The organism is Ilumatobacter sp. (assembly GCF_046290335.1).
Lineage (GTDB): Bacteria > Actinomycetota > Acidimicrobiia > Acidimicrobiales > Ilumatobacteraceae > Ilumatobacter_A.
Window position 1 is genome coordinate 1,560,877 of sequence record NZ_JBKAGH010000001.1, and the last position, 18,038, is coordinate 1,578,914.

Sequence of the window (18,038 nt, forward strand, 5' to 3'; positions counted from 1 at the left end):
AGAGCGGCACCGCATCGTCATCAAAGCACCGCTCGTCGACGCCATGAAACCGCCCGATATTCGCGGCTACGAACTCCTTGACGACCCACCCTCTAGCGGCACGTACGCGATCGGCGGAGTGCTCGAGAACGTGCAAGCGGCGGGCGTCCTCGTCGGGCGATCGTCGTGGTGGACCTGATTGTCCAGAACACCGCGTCCTCGCAGCGATTACCGAGCACGGCATAAGGTCCGCACTCGGTTACCTGAGGAAGCCACGCTGCAGTGATTGTTCGTTCCAATACCGAGCGGCCACTCGGCCGATTTCAATGCTTGCGCTTGCTGCATATGCCGGGCATTCGGTGCCGAGCGGTGTTGACCGTATGGTGAGTTGATGCCGGAGACGCTTCGATCGATCTTGCTGTTCAGTCTGGCCGCTGTTGCCGAGATCGGTGGTGCGTGGCTGATATGGCAGGGTGTGCGCGAGCACCGTGGCGTGGCGTGGGTGGGTGCTGGGATCGTGGCGCTCGCCGCGTATGGGTTCGTTGCGACCCTGCAGCCTGATGCGAACTTCGGTCGGGTCCTAGCCGCGTACGGCGGGATCTTCGTGGCCGGTTCGTTGGCCTGGGGCCGACTGGTCGATGGTTTCAGACCTGATCGCTTTGACCTGGTGGGCGCAGGTATCTGTCTCGTGGGCGTAGCGGTCATCATGTATTCGCCACGCTGATCACACTCGGTCTTGCGTGGCGCCGGTTGCGGTGTTCCCACCCGTCTCGACGGGGCCGGCACGGGTAGATGAACGATCGCGTCCGGGAGACGTGCATCGCGAGAGGCGTCGGGCCTGGGCGCGAGGGCGAGAGGTGGTCGAAGGGGTCTGAAGCTGCGAGGCTGGTATCTATGAGTGCTGGTTGCTGCGGTAGTGACGACGAGAGTCTCGTTGCGCTGCGCGAGCGCCAGCGGACGGTGCTGTGGGTGGTCCTCGGGATCAACGCCGTGCTCTTCGTCGTTGAGTTCGGAGTGGGTTGGTGGGCACGCTCGACGGCGTTGCTCGCCGATTCGCTCGACATGCTCGGCGATGCGTTCGTCTATGCGTTCAGCTTGTGGGTGCTGCATCGCGGGACCAGGTGGCGTGCGCGGGCAGCGCTTTCCAAGGGTGTCGTGCAGCTCATGTTCGGGCTCGTCGTGTTAAGCCAGGCTGCGTGGCGAGCCGTAGAGGGCACGCCACCGGTCGCCGACGCAATGGCGCTCATGGGACTCGTCGCGCTCGCCGGCAACACGTGGGCGTTTGCGCTCCTGTGGCGGCACCGCTCCGACGACATCAACATGACCTCGACGTGGCTGTGCTCACGCAACGACTTGATCGCCAACGCTGCCGTTCTCACAGCTGCAGTGGCGGTCTGGCAACTCGACAGCGTCTGGCCCGACGTGATCGTGGGCGTCGCGATCGCTGTGCTGTTCCTGCGCACCGCCCGCGACGTGATCCGCGACGCTCGCGTCGAACTGGCGAAAGACGACCAGGACCTGACGCACGTCACGGCCTGACATCGCGCCAGGGCTCCAGATCAGCGGCCCGACGGCGAAACCTCCAGAGAGCCACCGAGGTGTTGATTCCTCCCTCTTGAGATTCTGCCCGACGCGATTTAGTCGACGCCGATCGATTCGAGGCATGCCGCAAGCGCGTCGGCGGTCGACCGGACAGAGAGGCTTGAGATCGCCCGAAGCCTCTCGACGGAAGCGACGAGGGCGATGAGCACTGTTCCGAGGTCATCGACGCCTGCGCTCGGCTCGAATGGTCTGGAGTCGTTGTAGGTGGCGGAAGTGTCGGCGAGCCAGTCGTCGATCGCTTCGACGACGGCATCATCGAAGCTCCGCTCGCCGTCGGACCAAACACGTTGGGCGAAAGCGTCGAGGGCGGTCATCAGCGGGCTGGGATCGGCCGTGCTCATGTCAGCGACGGTTCCGAGATGGTTGGGTCGGCGGCGGGTTCGATGCCGTTCCACTCGTCGAGGATCGCTTGGGTTGATGCGTACTCGTCGACCTCCGCGACTGCAGGAGCAGTGGGCAGGTACTCGTCCCACCCGCCGGGCGGGTTCGGCCAGGCGTGTTTGAGTTCGGCTATCGCTGCATTGACGTCGCCGTGATGCATAGCGACCGCGATCTCAACGGACGCGGCTGGATCGGGTCGGGAGTGAGCACACACTCGGATGACGTCGGCGCACGGCACGCCGAGTCCGTAGGCAAGTGCGGCGACACGGTCTGGCTCTGCGGATCGATAGGTCTGTGCGATGAGCGTTGCGTTCGCTCGGGCATCACCAGGAGCCGCGACGTCGATGACGGGCTCGCTTGCGTCGGGCAACGCTGCGGCGACCTCGGTCTCCGACCAGAGCGTCGGCCGCTCGGCATCGTGTGACATCGGGGCAAGCAGCGCTTGACGGATCTCATTGGTGTCGCGTCCGAAGTGGTCGAGGACTCGGGCGGTCTGACCGGCTGAGAGGCCGGCTTCTGCGAGAAGAATCGCTGCTTCGGGTGCGCTGTTGGGTTCGAAGGCGATTTCCATGAGTCGGCGACCGGGTTCGGGTTCGAGATGATTCTTCACAGCGAGGACGAACTCGGCATCGGTGAGATCGAGCGAGTCGAGTCCCTGCTTCGGCATCGGCTTCGGCTTCGGTACACCTTCGATCGTGAGCTGCTCACCGTCATGCTCGACTTTGGGTGTCGTCGTCGACTCGCTTCTCTCGTTCGCCGTGGTTGGCGGATCGAGTTCGACGATGTCGGGGTCGATGGCGTGATCGAGCGCGTCGGGTGTCAGCTCGATACCGAGGTCCATCTCGAGTGTCTCGACCAGCCGCTTGGTCGTCGTGAGCACGGCTTGCGCTGCGGACTCGACGACGTCAAGGTCACCACGCGCCCAACCCGCTACGTACGGGACGGTGTACCGCTGGGAGTCGAGGCCGATGCTCTGCGACAGCAGATAGGCCACTGACTCGGCTTCGACCTCCTTGACGTCTCGTGTGATCTCCGTGCGGTGTTCGTGGTCGAGGTGGACGTGCGCCCACTCATGCAACAGCGTCTTGATTCGCTGTGGTGGTTCGAGGTCTCCTGCGACTTGGACGGTTCGGTCGACGTAGTTGGTGAGGCCGTTCCACTTCTCGATCGGCAATCGCTCGTGGAGTTGGACGTCGAAGCCTTCCGATTCGAGTTGACCGACGACGGCGGACCAGACGTGTTGCCACCGGTTCTCGCCGGTCAGGAGTTCGGGCATGTGCGGTTCGGGGATCGCTGGGGGTGCGACGAGCTGTCCCTCGTGGAAGACCTTGACCGTGCGAAAACCCCGGAGTCGTTTGCGGCTCGATTCCTCCCCGGTCGCTTCATCGACATCGACCACCTTGGCGACCATCGGAGCGAGGATCGTCAGTCCCTTCTGGCCTTTGGCGACCTGACAGGTGCCGCCGTCGGTGGACGGGATGCAGGTCCAGTTGCGGTATGAGGCGACGTAGCCAGAGGCGCCTTGGAGCGCGAGGAGCATCTGGTTCTGGGGCGAGTAGCGGTGGAACTTGCGGGCGGTTTCGAGATAGGCGAGCCAGTCGTCGCTGGTCGCCATCTCCCCGATCCGGACAGTGAGCTGGGCGTGGAGTTCGTCGATCAGCGCCGCATGGTCGACCCGTTGGCGCTTCATGACGCCACCGCCTCGACCTCACAACGCTCCTTCCGCGCTTCAACTTCGTCGCCATGAGTTGCTACGCCTTGCCGGCGACCCGGCCGCGAGGGCGTCGGTGTCCACGGCCCGCAGCCGGCGGGAACGGTTGGCTCCAAGGATGGGGGTGGTTCCATCTCGGCGAGTCGCTTGATCCGCCACCACTCGCGACCCTGGACGTGGGCGGGTGGGATGTTGGAGTGGATGAGCAAGGCGGAGCCATAGCGCGGCAGTCGCGACAAGAAGTACGGCACGAGCGGTTCGCGATTCTGTTGACCGGAGATCGATCGGCGTCCGCCGCCGAGGTCGTTGGACCAGGATCGGCGCTCGACCTCCTCGTCACCGACGATCTTTGAGACATAGCCGAGTGTCGAGTCGTCGGACGCTCCGGGGAAGAACAGCTTGGTGGCGTGATTCGTGAGGAGAATGTCGGCGCGCTTGCCGTACGCCTCGTGGATCTGGGCGAGCGACTGCCAGATCGTCACGAGCTGAATGCCGATCCCGGCGCATGTCGATGACACTTCGGGAAGCCACGACAGCGGGATGTTGCCGGCCTCGTCGATCAGCATCAGCAACGGTGCCGGAAACGCTCGGCCCTGCATGTCCCACTCATAGGCCTGTGACTTCAAGTCCGACAGCAGCCCGGCAAGCACTGGTGCGAGGCGTTTGTAGTCGTCGAGGCTGACGAGCAAGTACAGCGTGTTGGCGTCCTTGCCCTCGTCGCCGGTGTCCATCAGCCAGTCGAGGTCGACCCACTCGCCCTCTCCGTTCTTCAGGTCGGTGGCTGCGGCGACGTTCGGGTCGAGCCACGGATCGCACACCGTCTGAGCGGTTGCGTAGACCGAGGCGATGATCCGATCATCGGGCTTGTTCCAGATCGACCGGAGATGCCGAATGGCCGAGTCAGCCGCCGGCTTCTTTCGAGGATCCTTGAACGCGCGGTCGAGCACGTCGCGCGGTGCACAGGCCTTCTTCTTGTTCGTGGGGTCCGGACGCTCCATGTCGTAGACCCACTTCGCCACTTCCTTCATCGACGGGCTGCCCGACAGCGCCGCTGCGCCGAGGAGCCCGGTGAACAGCAACTTGCCCTGTGTTGTCCAGAAGTCCATACCCCCGTCGACGCCGGCCTTGGGAGTCCACGACGACAGTGCCTCGCCCGCCTTCTTCGCACCAGTGGCGGTGTGCGCCATGCGCAGCGGTGACCACCTGGCGATCTCGTGGTCCTCGATTGCGATCGCACCCTGGTTCGCCTGCAAGAACCCACCCGGGTCGAAGACGCGTACCTCGCCGACATCGCGGCGACGCTTGATCGTCGCGTCCATCAGATCGCGTTTGACGCTCAGCACGATCGCTGGTCCGGCCCAATCGAGCAGCCCGGGGATAGCGCACTGCGACGTCTTGCCGCACCGGGTCGGCCCGGCGATGGCGATCGAAGTGACATCGCCTTGCTGGCCCGATCGCATCTCTCCGGTGGCACGAGCGAGGAGGCGACGCAGACCGGTGTGCGTCGGCGGTGCCCATCGCCGGTTCTCCGTCGCGATCAGCCACCGTCCCCAGACCCCGAGCACGAACCGGCCCGGCACCGGTTCACGGATCAGCAGCGGACGAAGCTCACGTCGCTTTGCAAAGCGTGCGTGCGCGTCGACACCGAGCCGCCGCCGACCCGTCGTCGATTCCTTCCACAGCATCCGCGCAGCGACAAACAGACCGACGACCGCGACAACAGAGAGCACGGTGACGGTCCAGTAGACGAAGGGACCAGGAATCCGTTCGGCAACCTCGGGCGGCCACGCCCGCGATGGTTCGCCCGGGTTGCGAACGAGAGCGGGAATCGCTCTGAGGGCGTCACCGAGACCGACGGCGACGAGCCCGCCACCGGAGATCGCCGCCCCGCCGATAACTCCCGCCCACAGCGCAACTGCGAGCGAGAGCGCTGCAGCAAGCAGCGACAGCAAGACGATTTCGATGGGCGTCATCGAGCCGGAAGTAGCAGACGGGGCCGAGGTGGAGGACATGGCTGCCACGTGCCTTGACATTGATCACGGCAATACGCACTCCGTCAGAAATTTCCTGCTGAGCCGGGCGTTCAACGCTCACGTCAATACGCATTCCACCTGCTCAGCCTCGGTGCTCACGCCGATGCGAGGGGTCTAGAGCCGCGCCGTCGGCTGTGAGGGTTGCGGTGAGCATTGGGGCGCACCGTGGCAGTCGAATCATCCCGCAATCACCTCTCAGGAGTTCGACCCGTGACCATCCGCCATCCCGCCCAGCACCCCATCCACCAGATCCTCGACCACCAGTACCGCCGGTGCCTCGCTCCCACCCGCCACTCACGCATCCGCACCCGATGGGCCGACGACTCCGCCCTCGCCGGCCTCTCCATCCCGACCATCATCGACACCTGTGCCGACGCCACCGTCGACCAGAACCCGATCGTTCGCGCGCTACTCCGCTTGCACCAGCACGGCGACGCCGACGCGACGACGATGCTCATGGTCGCCCTCCGCCCGTCGGTCTGCCGCGTCGCCCAGAGCTTCAGCGCACACCGACACCAAGAAGACGCCTACTCCACCCTGTGGGCTGCCGCCGGGCACCTTCTCGCAACCACCGACCCCGAACTCGACCCTCGCGACGAATCCGGCGAACCACGCGTCTTGCTGTCGTATCTGGCCACTCGACTTCGAGCGAGCTACCGGCTCCTCGACACCGACGACCGCAACCAGAACCGCCGCTACCGCCGTGGACAACTCCCGACCATGGTTGCCCTCGATCCCGGCGTCCACGACACCGCCGGCGGCAACGTCGAGAACCAAGCGGTCGCAGTGTACGAACTCCACCGAGTCGCCGATGCGGTCACCAACGGCGTCATCGGACAAGCACGTTGGAAGCAACTCGTGCACCACCGCCTCTCAACCCGGCCCAGCACACCAGCGATCCGCGTCGGCGCCCACCGAGCCGCAAGCCAGCTCGCAGTCCTCGTCGGCCACGAGGCCGCCTGACATGGCGCGCCAGACCATTGTCGTGTGGGGAGCAAGCGGCGGCGTCGGCACCTCCGTTGTCGCAACCATGCTCGCCCACCAACACCCCGGGCGAGTCACGCTCATCGACCTCGCCGGAGACCTCAACCGGATCCTCGCACTACCGGACGCGCGACACGGTGTGCGCGACCTCAGCAGTCCTGGCGTGCTCGATGCGACTGAGACTCTGCACCTGACTTCGGTGGACATCTCGCCTCGCGTATCGCTCGTTCCGTTCGGCGATCGACACTGCCCCACGACACGCTCGATCATTCTCGCCGACGGGCCGCTGGCCGATCTGGCCGAGTGGATCAGAGCACACCCGCACGTCGTCATCGTCGATGCCGGCGTCGGTCCACCACCCGAGGCACTGCGCGAGGTAGCAACCGATTCGCTGGCCGTCACGCGTCTGACCCGAGTCAACGCCGAACGCCTGCAACGCTTGCGCGACGAGCTGACGGGGCTCATCGTCGTCGAACAGCCCGACGCCTCGCTGTCACGAACCGACGTTGCCACATTCGCCGCAACGCCGATCTACGCCACGCTTCCCTACTCGAAGGACATCCCACACGCCATCGACGCCGGCATGTTCCTTCACCGCCGCGACGACCTCGCTCGACTCACTGCACTCCCGGAGCTCGAAGAACAGGTCTACATCAACTGGTTCGACGAGGCACACGTCACGAACGTCGCTCACTACTGGTCGGACGCGTACGGCATCGCCGGATTCGAAACGTACGAAGGAGGCATCATCGTCGTCGGCTCCGAAATCTGGACGATGTCAGTCCTCGACCGACCGTGGTCCACGTTCGAGATGAGAATCCACGTCGAACCAAACCTCACCAAGCCCCGCGACCAAGAGATCGCCCACCTCGTTGGGCATCCGCGCCCACCCGATCGCGGAAGCGACCCGCTCGAAGAATGGATGCTCGGCATCTCCGACCGACTGGCGACCGACGTCGACTTCGGCCACGCCTGGCAATCCTCGCTCGGCGACGATCGCTGGCGACTCAGCTGGAACAGCGGAAGCGGCGAACTCCACACCGTCAACCAAGACACCGCCGTCGTCACCGTCCTCGGCACCTTCGCAAGCGAACAGGACGTCCACGCCGCGCTCGACGGCTGGGCCCGACACCACGACGACGAGAACGGCCTCGACTGGATCGACGCCGTCGTCCGCCTCGTGCTCGCCGAGAGGCGGGCAGGCCACCCACAATGCGTCGGCCGGTGATCGCCGAACTCGCCGCTCCCGTCTCCCAGCTTCTGTCACCATGCCCGAGAGATCCACTGTCGCACGTGCGCCATATGCGATCTCCGCATCGTGTCCGTCCGACTCGGCGTCAGGCTGCGGTGTGGGATCGGATGGTTGCGATGGTTCGGTTCATGAGGTGGCGGATGAGGTGTCGGTAGAGGAGCCGCTTGATTCCGGCGAGGTTGGTGCCGGCGGACTGGTAGTAGGTGTCGGGGTCGTTGTAGACGCCGAGGTCGCGTTCGACTCCGGTCATCTGGATCTCGGTGTGGTCGCCGGTCCATTCCACGCGTGGGTTGTCGATGTCATCGGTGCCGGCGGCGTAGCCGATGAGCCCGCCGCTGGGTCGACCGAGTTGACAGCGCAATCCCTCGAGGTAGTCGTCGTCGAGGATGACGCCTTCGAGTCGTTTCCAGTCGCCGTCGATGAAGACCTCGACCCACGAGTGCAGTATCTCTTCGGGTGCGAGGCGGTAGACGAGACCGGGGACGACCCCCTTCTGGAGGCGCTTGTGGATGGTGGCGGCGTGGAATCGGCAGGGGATGTCGACGGCGCGCAGGAGTGCCATGAGCAATGTCGCTTTGGTGTTGCATTGGCCGTAGCCGTCGGCAAGGACCTCTGATGCGGCGATGTCGTCGTCGGCGTTGTAGCCGAAGGCGATCTCGTTTCGGACGTGGTCGTAAACGGCGCCGATTCGTGCGAGTGGTTCGAGTTGCCGCCAACCTCGTCGGGTGACGAGTTGTTGGATCGCTTCGGATTGATGATCGAGCAGTGCGGTCGGAGCGACGAGGGCGTCGCGTTCGTGGTCGAGCGTTCTATCGTTTCGTGACGGCGTGTTCATGGTTCCATTGGACCTCGACACCGCATGGTGCCGCTTGTACGTAGGGGCCATCCGGTCACGTCCCGGGGAAGTCCGTCTCGGCGATCGTGATGAGAGGGAGCACGTCGGAGGGCGCGAGACCGAAGGTCTGTCGGAACGTTCGGCTGAAGTGAGCGGAGTCCGTGAACCCGGCTGTGGCTGCGGCCGTCGTCAGGTCAGTGCCGTCGTCGACGGCGAGGAGTGCTGCGCGGAGTCGTCGCCACAGCACGTACCGCTGGAACGGGATGCCGACCTCGGTGGTGAAGCTGCGGCGGAGTTGGCGCGGTGACAGCGCGACGTGGTTGGCCGCAGAGGTGAGCAGTGGTGCTCGGTCGAGGTGGGCGTCGATGAATCCGATGGCGTCGAGGACCTCGGGTCGTACCGGTGGCGGGCTGTGCTGAGTGTCAGGACCGATGAGTGCGGTGAGCAGATGGCGGCTCCATCTGATGACCGAGCCGCCGTCGTCAGAGGTCGGGAGTCGGATGCCGGCGAGCCGTGCTTCTACGTCGGAGGCGGAGAGGTCGTTGGCGAGTGCCGTGAGCTGTTGTCCGAGTGCGCCGGAGGGCTCGATGAGCAGGATTGCGACGTCGTCGCCGTTGGCGTCGAAGCCGTGTGATTGACGCGGTGGGATCAATACGGCGTGAGTCGTCGTCGACGTGTGTTCGGTGTGTACATGGATCGGTTGCGACGGGCTCCAGACGAGCTGGATCGCGTCGTGTCGGTGTGTCGTGGCGGACGATCCGGGTCCGACGTAGACAACCAGTCCACTGCCCAGTGCGAGCGTTCCGGACCATGTGGTGTGAGAGTTCGTCATCGCCGTCCCGGTCTCCGCTGCGACCGATGTCAGCTGTGTGGCGATTGGTCGGTGCCGATGTGGATTCCCGACGCGGCGGCTTGAGAGATGAGTTGGTCGGCGTCGATCACGTCCCACAGGTAGCGGTACCCGGCGGCGTTGCTGGTTGCGAGTTGATGGGCGGCGATTGCGGTGATCGTGGCGGTGCCGACCGATTGGCCGTCGCCAAGCGCCCAGGCCCGTTTCCCGGTGTCGGTCTCAATGACACCGGCCCACCATGCTGTGCCGTGCGCTGCTCGACGCGTGGCGCGGCCCACGCGTCGGATCAGCTCTGGTGCTCGGGGGATGGCGGACGCGACTGCGAGGGCGCGGCCGGCAAGACGTGAGTCGAAGCAGTACCGCGTGGTCACGGCCACGCCGAGCGGTCCCGGGAGAAGTGCTCGGTCGGCGAAGTCGAAACGCCACGCCGGTCGCCGTCCGAAGCCGCCGGGGAAGTCGATCGTCTTCGGGTCGGAGAAGTTGCGGAACGACGCCTGTCCCGGCTCGCTGATCGTGCGTCCGAGTTGTCCGAGCGTCCAGTCGCGCGATGCTTCGCCGTAGTCCTCGCCGAGGCCGATCAGACACGAGATCGACACCGCAGTTGCGTCCGGGTCGGCGGCGACGAGATCTCGTGCAAGGACACTGGTCAGCCCGGGAATGAGCCCGACGCCGACGAGGAGCGGTGGCCCGTCGAGTGGTTGGGCTGCGAGCTTCAGCGCGTATGAGCTCGATGCGGTGATGTCGATCATCGACCAGCCTGCGCTCCGCCATCTGCGGACGGCATCGAGGTCTTCAATTCCGGTGCAGTTGATCGCGATACCGGATTCGTCGACATCGAGGCTCGCCGGATCGGACAGCGTGCCACTGCGCCCGGTCACGGTCGCAAACGGCTCCGCCATTGCTGCGGCCCGTTCGGCGCTGCGTGATACGGCGACGACCCGTTGACCGTTGCGAGCGAGCTGGGCTACCACCTCGGTCCCGACCGCGCCGGTGGCCCCGAACACCGCGATGGTCGGTTCAGATTGCGTCATCGCAGGCACCGCACGTTCGTCCGCTTAGCATCGGCGGCGCCCTGTCGGCGGTGGTCAGGTGAGATCACCAGGTGACCTCGTGGCAGCCGTCGTGGGTGTCGGGCTCGACCTGGAAGGTGCCGTGGGTGATCCCGTAGGTCTCGGCGAGGACATCGCGGGCACGGTCGAGCACTGCGTGAGCGTCGGTGTCGGTGGTGGTCATCAGGTCGGCAGATGCTGCGTCCATCTCGGAGGTGAGCGTCCAGACGTGGAGGTCGTGGACGTTGACGACACCGTCGATGGCTTCGAGGTCGGCGCACAGTGCGTCGAGGTCGATGTCGTCGGGTGCTGCCTGCAGCAGGATGCGGACCGCTCGGCGACCAAGGCGCCACGTGCGCGGCAGGATCCACAGCCCGATCCCGGCGCCGATGACCGGATCGATCCACGCCCAGCCGAACACTTCCAGCAGCACGGCGGCGATGATGACGCCGACCGAGCCGATCGTGTCGGCGAGTACTTCGAGGTAGGCGCCTTCGACGTTGAGTGACTTCTTCGACCCTTCTCGGAGCAGGAGGAACGCGACGATGTTCGCGATCAGTCCGAGGGTGGCGACGATCAGCATCGGCACGCTGAGCACCTCGGGCTCGCCGAACAGGCGCCGGCCAGCCTCGACGAGCACCCAGATCGCGACGCCGAACAACAACAGGGCGTTGACGAACGCGGCGAGGATCTCGAGTCGGTACAGACCGAATGTGTGGTTCGAGCGCGATTGCGACGTGTTGCGTTCGAATCGTGTCGCCAACTGGATGGCGGCGAGTGCCATGCCGAGTCCGATCACGTCGGTCAACATGTGCCCGGCGTCGGAGAGCAATGCGAGTGAGTTCGTTGCGAACCCGGCGATCGCCTCGACGACGAAGAACGTGAAGATGATCCCGAACGCGATGAGCAGGCGTCCCCGGTGGCGTTCGCCAGCGCGGGCGAGGCTCGTGCCGTGGTCGTGGTCTGCACCCATCAGTGTTCGTCTCGGCTGTGGGCGACGTGCTCGCGGGACAGGTCGAGGAGCATGCGGACGTGGGCATCGTCGAGCCGGTAGAAGATGTTGCGCCCGTCGCGACGATTCCGTACCACACCGGCGCTGCGCAGTAGACGCATTGCCTGGGACACCTTCGTGTCGGTCGTGTCGACCGTCTCGGCGATGTCGCACACGCACAACTCGCCCGCCTCCAACAGGGCGAACAGGATCCGGACCCGGGTCGGGTCGCCGAGCAGGCGGAACATCTCTGCCAGGTCGGATGCCTCGTCGACGTCGATCAACGAACGCGACACCGACTCGACCCGGCCCGCATCGACGCTCTTCACGACGCACCCATCCAACGAACTCACCTCTGACACCTGCATAGATGCGAAGATATGCGAATGGTGCGGGAAATGCAACAGCCCGACAGAATCTTGAGAGTGACAGGACCGACCCGACGGCTCAACAGGCAGAACCCGTGAGCCTTGTTGCGCACGGCGGAGCCGACCTGATCAACACCTGGGGATTCGCGTACGTCGGAGGCATCATCGGACTGTTCAGCCTCTCCCTGCTCTACGTCAAAGCGAAGGTCGACCAACGCACCGACCAACCGGGCGCAACCACACTCCCACGGGCGGTTGCCTCACTCGGCCCGGCAGTGATCGTGGTCGGAGGAGTGTGTGGCGTATCGCTCGGTCTAGGCATCGCCGGCCTGCTCGACTCGGCTTTCGAGAGTGCCGAGGTGGACGACGTCGTCGCCGAACTCTGCGATCTCCGCACCTCGGGCCCGACCGAACTTCCGCCGGAACTCCACGACGAGATCCTCCACGTCATCGACGACAACGATCTCGCAGCAGCCGAACCCCGACACAGCGCATTCGACGCAGTCGCAGCGTCACCCGAGGCGACGCCACAGGAGTGGGCCACGACCATCGACCGGCTCGCAGCCGTCCTCGCGGGCGACGATGAAGGCCCGGTTCCGGTGTGTCGTCGGGGTGGAAGCTGAGCACCGATATCGTCTCGGCTGCTCGCCGCGACTCAACCGAGACCGAGGCGTTCCCAGGCCGCCTGATACTCGACGATCTCGATGGTCTGATTCCGTGACACGGATGCTGCGAACTCGATGATGCGCTTGCGTTGGCCGTTCGCGCTCGCGAAGTCACCCATATGGATACCGCCCCGGTGGTGTTCGGCCATGATCCGGAAGAACAGCCGGTCAGCGTCGATGCCGGTCGCCGCGTCGAGTTCGGCCAGTCGCTCGGGCGACTGCATGCCGGGCATCTCGCCGACCGGCATGGACATGCCCATCCATGTCATGGCCATCCGATCGGGTTCGCCGATCTCGTAACCCTCCTCAGCGAGCCAACCCTTCATCCACTCGATCTCACGCTCCTGGAACGGGAGAACCTCTCGGGCGTACGGCGCGACGCCACTGTCGGGGCGTTCGTCGAGGTAGATGTTCGAGATCAGCAGCGCCTGTTCGTGGTGGTCGATCATGTCCTGCAAGAAGCCGACATCGACAGCGTTCATCGGCTGGTCAACCGGATCCTCGCTGAACGCCCACACCGCAACACCGGCCACTCCTGCAACGACGACCGTCCCCGCCAGCACGACCAACATGATCTTCACGATGCGGTTGAACATCGCGTCGGACACGACCTCACCGACGTCAGCACCCGATGCATCGGGTGCGCCACGGGCACGGCTGCGCTCGGCGCTGGGTTCGGTTGCGCTGTCGAGGGCATCCATCACAGCTCACGACTCTATTGCGCAACGACGGTCGTAGCTGTCGTGAGCTGAAGGCCTTACCGACCGATGCCCAAGCCCAGGCCGAACCCCATCAAGTGGCCCGAAGAATCTGGCTCGGACGGCCGAGTGCCGATGGACGGCGGATGCACATGCGTTGTGAGGCGATCGGTCCAGGTCGAGTCCTGAAGTGCCCAGTCGGTGAGGTCGTAGCCAGCGGGCGGCTCGATCCGGATCACACTGTCGACGTCTCGTTCGGCGAGGTGATGTTCGAGGCGGTCCGCTCCGCGCTTGCCGGCCTCATCACCGTCGAAGCAGATCAGCACGGCGCTCTTCGTATCGGCGAGTGCGTCGGCGACACGTTGGTCCGGATGTTGGGAACCGAGAACCGCAACGCTCACGAACCCGGCTTGGGCCGCGACCAGCCCGTCCGGCACACCTTCGGTCACCACCACCACTCCAGCACGAGCGACGGCTGAGGCGGGCGGCGTCAGCCACGCCATTCGGGGATTCGCCGCCCATCTGCGTGCAGGATTGTCGTACTTGTCGCGCCCGACAGGCGGGTCGATGAATCGGGCTTGAAAGTAAGCCACCTGGCCGGCACGGTCGAGGGCCGGGTAGACCGCTGCTGGCCAGCCGGCGGGGAACCCCCGCGGGCGTGGGAGGTAGCGCCGTCCGAGGTCGGCGCCGATGCGGTTCGCTTTGAGTACGTCGTCGCCGAGCCCCCGCTCGTGAAGGTGTTGGCGGATGTTGGCGGCGGGTGCGGTCCAGAGCAGTCGTTGTGCTCGTTCGACGTAGCGGCGGACTTCGATGTGTGGTTTCCCCAATGGTCGCGGCGGGGGTGGCGGGGTTCGCTCGACCGGTTGAAGGTGGGCGTGGTTGTCGTTGAGCCAGCGGATGGCGTCGCCGACGGTCAATGATTTGGCGAGGATCACGGCGTCGATGGCGGTGCCACCGTGACCGCCGGACCAGCATCGCCAGCGTTGCACTCCGCGAGAGTCGGTGGAGATCTTGACCGAGGGGTGCTCGTCGGGGTGGTCGGGATCGACGCATCGCCAGGCGCGCCGGCCCGACTGTCCAACGCATTGTGAGAGGGCGTCGAGGACGTCGGCGAGCTCGACTCTTGCGAGCAGTTCGTCCCGGTCGATCCGGTACGCCACGGTGACGGCGTCCGTCTACGCGACCATCGCTGAATCGATCGTGATAACTGCGCCGAGCAGCGAAGGGCCCGGGGCTCGATCTTCCATGTCCTCAAAGACGCCAAGCTCACCTTCTTCAACCCGACCACGCATCTCCGCGACGCGCCGGTCAAGTACTCGATCCCCAACACAGTCCACATTGACGCGCTCTGCGGCACGTTCAACTCGCCGAATCAAGCGTGTGCGCTCACCGCAGCACTGCTCGGCTTCCACGCCGTCAGCGAACTCTTCGTCGCCCAAACCAGTATCTACGCCAACCCCGCCGCTCGCAGCGACGACGCCCGACACCCCAACCGTCCAACAACGCATCGGCCGATACCGATACATCGGCACAAGCCGATACGATCTGACGCCATGAGCGCCACGATCCAAAGCGCAGCACCCAGCGCCACCGCCGCGAAACTGTTCTGCGGATTCAGCGACCCGACACGCCTCACGATCATCACCACACTCGCCGACGGCGAACAACGCGTGAGCGACATCGTGACAGCGCTGAACGGCTCCCAAGGCAACATCTCCGGTCACCTCAAATGCCTTAGAGAATGCGGACTCGTGACGGATCGGCGCGCCGGACGCGAGGTCTACTACCGCATTGCCCACGACGAAGTCATCGACGTTGTCCGCTCGGCCGAGCGGCTCCTCGCACTCACCGGTGAAAACATCGATCTCTGTCCGAACTACACCACCAACGCCAACGCGTGAGCAGCCAATGACCGTCAGCCGTTTCCACGTCGCCGGCATGGACTGTGCCGCCGAAGAACAACTCGTGCGCATGGCACTGTCCGACATCGACCAGATCGACCGCATCGAAGTCGACCTCGAGCAACGTGACGTGCTGATCGACCACACGACCGACACCGCCACCATCGACACGGCACTACAAACCCTCAACCTTGGCGCCGACTTCGTCGACGACACCAGCGAGATCGGCCCCGCCCCCGACACCCGACGAGAACGCAACGCGCTGATCGTCGCGTTCGTGATCAACGCCGGCTTCTTCGTCGGCGAACTCACCGTCGGCTTGATCAGCCGCTCCATGGGACTCATCGCCGACGCACTCGACATGGGTGCTGACGCCAGCGTGTACGCCCTCAGCCTCGCCGCAGTCGGGACCGCCGCCGCGCGCAAGAAGCGACTCGCACGCACCAGCGGATACCTCCAGATCGGCCTCGCCGCGCTCGGCCTCGCCGAGGTCCTACGAAGATTCTTCGCCGACAACGAACTCCCGGACCCGACCTCGATGATCGTGATGTCCGTTCTCGCGCTCGCCGGTAACATCATCACACTGCTCGTACTGCAACGAGTCCGGTCCGGCGAAGCACACCTACAAGCCAGCTGGATCTTCACCGCCAACGACATCAAGGTCAACGGACTCGTCATCGCCGCAGCAATCGGCGTCGCACTCACCGACTCCGGCATCCCCGACCTCATCGCGGGCGCCGTGATCTTCGCCGTCGTCGCCAACGGCGCCCGACGCATCCTCAAGATCAGCCGATGAACTCCGCCCGACGTCGCACAATGGTCGCCTGGATCGCAGCGCTCACCACAATCGATCTCGCCACCAAAATCTGGGCCACCGCCACACTCGACGACAAACCAATCACGCTCCCCGGACCCATCGACCTTCAACTCGGCTACAACAACGGCACCGCATTCGGACTGTTCACGAACATCCCACCCCTGCTGATCACCGCCGCAACCCTCACCATCGCGCTCGCACTCCTCACAGCCGCCTGGAACGGCCGGACACCCACCGGGCCCGCCGCGCTCATCATCGCCGGAGCGCTCGCGAACACCATCGATCGGCTCGAAGCCGGCTCCGTCGTCGACATGCTGCACACCGGCTGGTGGCCCACCTTCAACGTCGCCGACATCTTCATCACGACCGGCGTCGCCTGGTGGGCAATCACCGCCACGAACACCGACCACTCGACCTCGCCGACCATCGAACCATCCAGCACCACACACCAACACCAGACCTGACACGACGCATCCATCCGCTCCGGTGACCGCCAGTTCACCAACCCCGGACCGTCCAGCCCGACGAGCACCCCGGAGTTCGACCCCTTCGACCCCGGTCATGGCTTCATCCCCTGGTCTGTGTCGACGATCGCTGCTTCGTGGGCGCCGATCACGTGGTGCACAACGGCTGCTCGCCCGGCAACTGTCCACACCGATCTGCCACGCGTCAGACGCGGCAGCAGATCGACCATGCGTTGATTCATCCGCAACAGCTCACCGGTGGCTGCGAGTTGGTCGGTCGCCTGACGGAAAACGACGCGCGTCTGGACGTCGGCGAGAAGCCCCTCGGCGACTTTAAATGCTGCGGTGCCCGAATCGGCTTGGGCTTGCAGGTCCGAGAGCCGGTGGGTGATGAGGATGTTCCAGAAGCCCCAGAGCCGGCACAGCTTCAAGCGTTCCTGCAGCGTCTTGGCGGCGCGTTCGGACGCCATCGTCGCCCACACCTCGTCGTCGACGAGGATCCCCCGCCGACCCTGATCTTTGAGAGTGGCCATCTGGCCGGCGAGCGATGCAGCAGTCGCCATCTGCACCAGCGGCAGTGCATCGATGTTCGAGAACACTGCGGAGAGATCGACCACCACGCCCTGCCCGGACAACTGGTCCACCGACACCGTCGACTGTCCGTCGAACATGCCGCGCAGCGACTTCTGGAGCAGCTTCGACAGTGCGAGGCGCACGGCGGTGACGGCATGGGCGATGTCGGACTCGTCGAGCAACTTGAGCTCATCCATCCGCCTGATCGGTTCAGGAAGCTCACCGAGAAGCGTTGCGAGATCGACGAGGGTCGCCGGCATCAGCGACGCCTCGTGGGTGTCGTCGAGTACATCGATGGCGGTCGTGAGGATCGCTTCCTCGACCGGGTCGAGGTCGCGTTTCATCACGGTCGACAGCAATCCGGTGACGAGGATCTGACGGTTCATCAGCGATCGCTGCCGATCGCCGGGGCCAGGGTCGAGCGGGTTCAACCGGTCCGTGCCACCGGGGAACAACTTGACGACCGGCATCCCCAACGCCGCAGCGAGTGGCCCGTACTCGCCCTTCGGATCCGAGATCGACAAGAACCGCCTGTGCCCGTAGAAGGCGGCTTGGCGGTAGAGCATGGTCTTGACGGCGGATGACTTGCCGTTGCCGGGTTCGCCGAGCACCAACATGTTCGAGTTCGTCAGCACGGTGCCACCGCCGAGGTCTCGCCCGTACAGCTCGAAGGGGTCGTACGACCAGGCGCTGTTGCCGTCGGTGACATTGATTCCGACGTAGGGCGAACGGACCTCTCGCAGTGCCCGTCCTCCGTGGAACGGATAGATCGAGGCGACATGCGCGGTGGTTGCCCGATGTCGCGGCAGGCGGATTCCTCCGCCCGCACCTCCCATCGGTGAGCAGCCGGCGACAACCGGCATCGCTCCCCCGTCGATGGGCACC

At 65.1% G+C, this 18,038-nt stretch carries 20 protein-coding genes; 9 read left to right on the forward strand and 11 right to left on the reverse strand.

Annotation, left to right across the window (positions count from 1 at the left end):
- Window positions 1–43: 43 nt before the first annotated feature.
- The 3 genes from ACE37B_RS07035 to ACE37B_RS07045 all read left to right on the forward strand — a co-directional run bounded on the left by ACE37B_RS07035 (window position 44) and on the right by ACE37B_RS07045 (window position 1,518).
- Window positions 44–178, forward strand: coding sequence for a hypothetical protein (locus tag ACE37B_RS07035; RefSeq protein WP_409922564.1), 135 nt, complete (start codon window positions 44–46; stop codon window positions 176–178).
- A gap of 192 nt (window positions 179–370) precedes the next feature.
- Window positions 371–703, forward strand: coding sequence for a YnfA family protein (locus ACE37B_RS07040; RefSeq protein WP_409922565.1), 333 nt, complete (start codon window positions 371–373; stop codon window positions 701–703).
- A 170-nt stretch (window positions 704–873) separates the two neighbouring features.
- Window positions 874–1,518 carry a cation diffusion facilitator family transporter gene (locus ACE37B_RS07045; RefSeq protein WP_409922566.1) on the forward strand — a complete coding sequence of 215 codons (645 nt, stop codon included), beginning with the start codon at window positions 874–876 and terminating at the stop codon, window positions 1,516–1,518.
- 98 nt (window positions 1,519–1,616) lie between these two features.
- Here ACE37B_RS07045 and ACE37B_RS07050 read toward each other — a convergent pair whose 3' ends face one another.
- Genes ACE37B_RS07050 through ACE37B_RS07060 form a run of 3 tightly spaced genes read right to left on the reverse strand, consistent with a single transcriptional unit; the run spans window position 1,617 to window position 5,646 of the window.
- The gene (locus ACE37B_RS07050; protein ID WP_409922567.1) at window positions 1,617–1,922 is read right to left on the reverse strand and encodes a hypothetical protein; all 306 of its coding nucleotides are present in this window, start codon (window positions 1,920–1,922) and stop codon (window positions 1,617–1,619) included.
- Entirely contained in the window at window positions 1,919–3,652 is a 1,734-nt protein-coding gene (locus tag ACE37B_RS07055) for an ArdC-like ssDNA-binding domain-containing protein (protein ID WP_409922568.1), read from the reverse strand. Before ACE37B_RS07055 ends, ACE37B_RS07050 begins: the two co-directional genes overlap by 4 nt.
- Window positions 3,649–5,646, reverse strand: coding sequence for a type IV secretory system conjugative DNA transfer family protein (locus ACE37B_RS07060; protein WP_409922569.1), 1,998 nt, complete (start codon window positions 5,644–5,646; stop codon window positions 3,649–3,651). The genes ACE37B_RS07055 and ACE37B_RS07060 overlap by 4 nt, the downstream gene beginning before the upstream one ends.
- 270 nt (window positions 5,647–5,916) lie before the next feature.
- Here ACE37B_RS07060 and ACE37B_RS07065 point away from each other — a divergent pair, with 270 nt between their 5' ends.
- On the forward strand, window positions 5,917–6,669 hold the full coding sequence (locus ACE37B_RS07065; protein ID WP_409922570.1) for a hypothetical protein: 753 nt from the start codon (window positions 5,917–5,919) through the stop codon (window positions 6,667–6,669).
- A gap of 1 nt (window position 6,670) precedes the next feature.
- Window positions 6,671–7,918: a hypothetical protein gene (locus tag ACE37B_RS07070; protein WP_409922571.1), complete on the forward strand. Its 1,248-nt coding sequence runs from the start codon at window positions 6,671–6,673 to the stop codon at window positions 7,916–7,918.
- A 109-nt stretch (window positions 7,919–8,027) separates the two neighbouring features.
- On the opposite strand, the gene ACE37B_RS07075 is transcribed toward ACE37B_RS07070, so the two are convergent.
- From ACE37B_RS07075 to ACE37B_RS07095, 5 genes are all read right to left on the reverse strand, one after another.
- Entirely contained in the window at window positions 8,028–8,777 is a 750-nt protein-coding gene (locus ACE37B_RS07075; RefSeq protein ID WP_409922572.1) for a transglutaminase-like domain-containing protein, read from the reverse strand.
- A gap of 55 nt (window positions 8,778–8,832) precedes the next feature.
- On the reverse strand, window positions 8,833–9,609 hold the full coding sequence (locus ACE37B_RS07080; RefSeq protein WP_409922573.1) for a helix-turn-helix domain-containing protein: 777 nt from the start codon (window positions 9,607–9,609) through the stop codon (window positions 8,833–8,835).
- Between the two features lie 29 nt (window positions 9,610–9,638).
- Entirely contained in the window at window positions 9,639–10,658 is a 1,020-nt protein-coding gene (locus tag ACE37B_RS07085; RefSeq protein ID WP_409922574.1) for a hypothetical protein, read from the reverse strand.
- Window positions 10,659–10,722: 64 nt separating this feature from the next.
- Window positions 10,723–11,649: a cation diffusion facilitator family transporter gene (locus ACE37B_RS07090; protein ID WP_409922575.1), complete on the reverse strand. Its 927-nt coding sequence runs from the start codon at window positions 11,647–11,649 to the stop codon at window positions 10,723–10,725.
- Entirely contained in the window at window positions 11,649–12,029 is a 381-nt protein-coding gene (locus ACE37B_RS07095) for an ArsR/SmtB family transcription factor (protein WP_409922904.1), read from the reverse strand. Before ACE37B_RS07095 ends, ACE37B_RS07090 begins: the two co-directional genes overlap by 1 nt.
- Window positions 12,030–12,130: 101 nt before the next feature.
- Between ACE37B_RS07095 and ACE37B_RS07100 the strand changes: the two genes are divergently transcribed.
- Window positions 12,131–12,658, forward strand: a complete 528-nt coding sequence (locus tag ACE37B_RS07100; RefSeq protein WP_409922576.1) for a hypothetical protein — start codon at window positions 12,131–12,133, stop codon at window positions 12,656–12,658.
- Window positions 12,659–12,690: 32 nt separating this feature from the next.
- Here the strand turns inward: ACE37B_RS07100 and ACE37B_RS07105 are convergent, their stop codons facing one another.
- Complete coding sequence (locus tag ACE37B_RS07105) at window positions 12,691–13,401, reverse strand: DUF305 domain-containing protein (RefSeq protein WP_409922577.1); 711 nt, start codon at window positions 13,399–13,401, stop codon at window positions 12,691–12,693.
- 56 nt (window positions 13,402–13,457) lie between these two features.
- Complete coding sequence (locus tag ACE37B_RS07110; protein WP_409922578.1) at window positions 13,458–14,558, reverse strand: toprim domain-containing protein; 1,101 nt, start codon at window positions 14,556–14,558, stop codon at window positions 13,458–13,460.
- Between the two features lie 393 nt (window positions 14,559–14,951).
- On the opposite strand from ACE37B_RS07110, the gene ACE37B_RS07115 reads away from it, so the two are divergent.
- The 3 genes from ACE37B_RS07115 to ACE37B_RS07125 are packed head-to-tail and all read left to right on the forward strand — an operon-like array spanning window position 14,952 to window position 16,580.
- Complete coding sequence (locus ACE37B_RS07115) at window positions 14,952–15,299, forward strand: ArsR/SmtB family transcription factor (protein WP_409922579.1); 348 nt, start codon at window positions 14,952–14,954, stop codon at window positions 15,297–15,299.
- A gap of 7 nt (window positions 15,300–15,306) precedes the next feature.
- The gene (locus ACE37B_RS07120) at window positions 15,307–16,095 is read left to right on the forward strand and encodes a cation transporter (protein WP_409922580.1); all 789 of its coding nucleotides are present in this window, start codon (window positions 15,307–15,309) and stop codon (window positions 16,093–16,095) included.
- Window positions 16,092–16,580, forward strand: coding sequence for a signal peptidase II (locus ACE37B_RS07125; RefSeq protein WP_409922581.1), 489 nt, complete (start codon window positions 16,092–16,094; stop codon window positions 16,578–16,580). Before ACE37B_RS07120 ends, ACE37B_RS07125 begins: the two co-directional genes overlap by 4 nt.
- Window positions 16,581–16,675: 95 nt before the next feature.
- Here ACE37B_RS07125 and ACE37B_RS07130 read toward each other — a convergent pair whose 3' ends face one another.
- Complete coding sequence (locus ACE37B_RS07130) at window positions 16,676–18,037, reverse strand: hypothetical protein (RefSeq protein WP_409922582.1); 1,362 nt, start codon at window positions 18,035–18,037, stop codon at window positions 16,676–16,678.
- Window position 18,038: the final 1 nt, after the last annotated feature.

Coding starts and splice junctions, on each gene's coding strand:
- ACE37B_RS07080 (WP_409922573.1), bottom strand. CDS start 9,609: ATGACGAACTCTCACACCACATGGTCCGGAACGCTCGCACTGGGCAGT.
- ACE37B_RS07075 (WP_409922572.1), bottom strand. CDS start 8,777: ATGAACACGCCGTCACGAAACGATAGAACGCTCGACCACGAACGCGAC.
- ACE37B_RS07085 (WP_409922574.1), bottom strand. CDS start 10,658: ATGACGCAATCTGAACCGACCATCGCGGTGTTCGGGGCCACCGGCGCG.
- ACE37B_RS07120 (WP_409922580.1), top strand. CDS start 15,307: ATGACCGTCAGCCGTTTCCACGTCGCCGGCATGGACTGTGCCGCCGAA.
- ACE37B_RS07090 (WP_409922575.1), bottom strand. CDS start 11,649: ATGGGTGCAGACCACGACCACGGCACGAGCCTCGCCCGCGCTGGCGAA.
- ACE37B_RS07115 (WP_409922579.1), top strand. CDS start 14,952: ATGAGCGCCACGATCCAAAGCGCAGCACCCAGCGCCACCGCCGCGAAA.
- ACE37B_RS07070 (WP_409922571.1), top strand. CDS start 6,671: ATGGCGCGCCAGACCATTGTCGTGTGGGGAGCAAGCGGCGGCGTCGGC.
- ACE37B_RS07060 (WP_409922569.1), bottom strand. CDS start 5,646: ATGACGCCCATCGAAATCGTCTTGCTGTCGCTGCTTGCTGCAGCGCTC.
- ACE37B_RS07105 (WP_409922577.1), bottom strand. CDS start 13,401: ATGGATGCCCTCGACAGCGCAACCGAACCCAGCGCCGAGCGCAGCCGT.
- ACE37B_RS07125 (WP_409922581.1), top strand. CDS start 16,092: ATGAACTCCGCCCGACGTCGCACAATGGTCGCCTGGATCGCAGCGCTC.
- ACE37B_RS07055 (WP_409922568.1), bottom strand. CDS start 3,652: ATGAAGCGCCAACGGGTCGACCATGCGGCGCTGATCGACGAACTCCAC.
- ACE37B_RS07035 (WP_409922564.1), top strand. CDS start 44: ATGAAACCGCCCGATATTCGCGGCTACGAACTCCTTGACGACCCACCC.
- ACE37B_RS07050 (WP_409922567.1), bottom strand. CDS start 1,922: ATGAGCACGGCCGATCCCAGCCCGCTGATGACCGCCCTCGACGCTTTC.
- ACE37B_RS07040 (WP_409922565.1), top strand. CDS start 371: ATGCCGGAGACGCTTCGATCGATCTTGCTGTTCAGTCTGGCCGCTGTT.
- ACE37B_RS07045 (WP_409922566.1), top strand. CDS start 874: ATGAGTGCTGGTTGCTGCGGTAGTGACGACGAGAGTCTCGTTGCGCTG.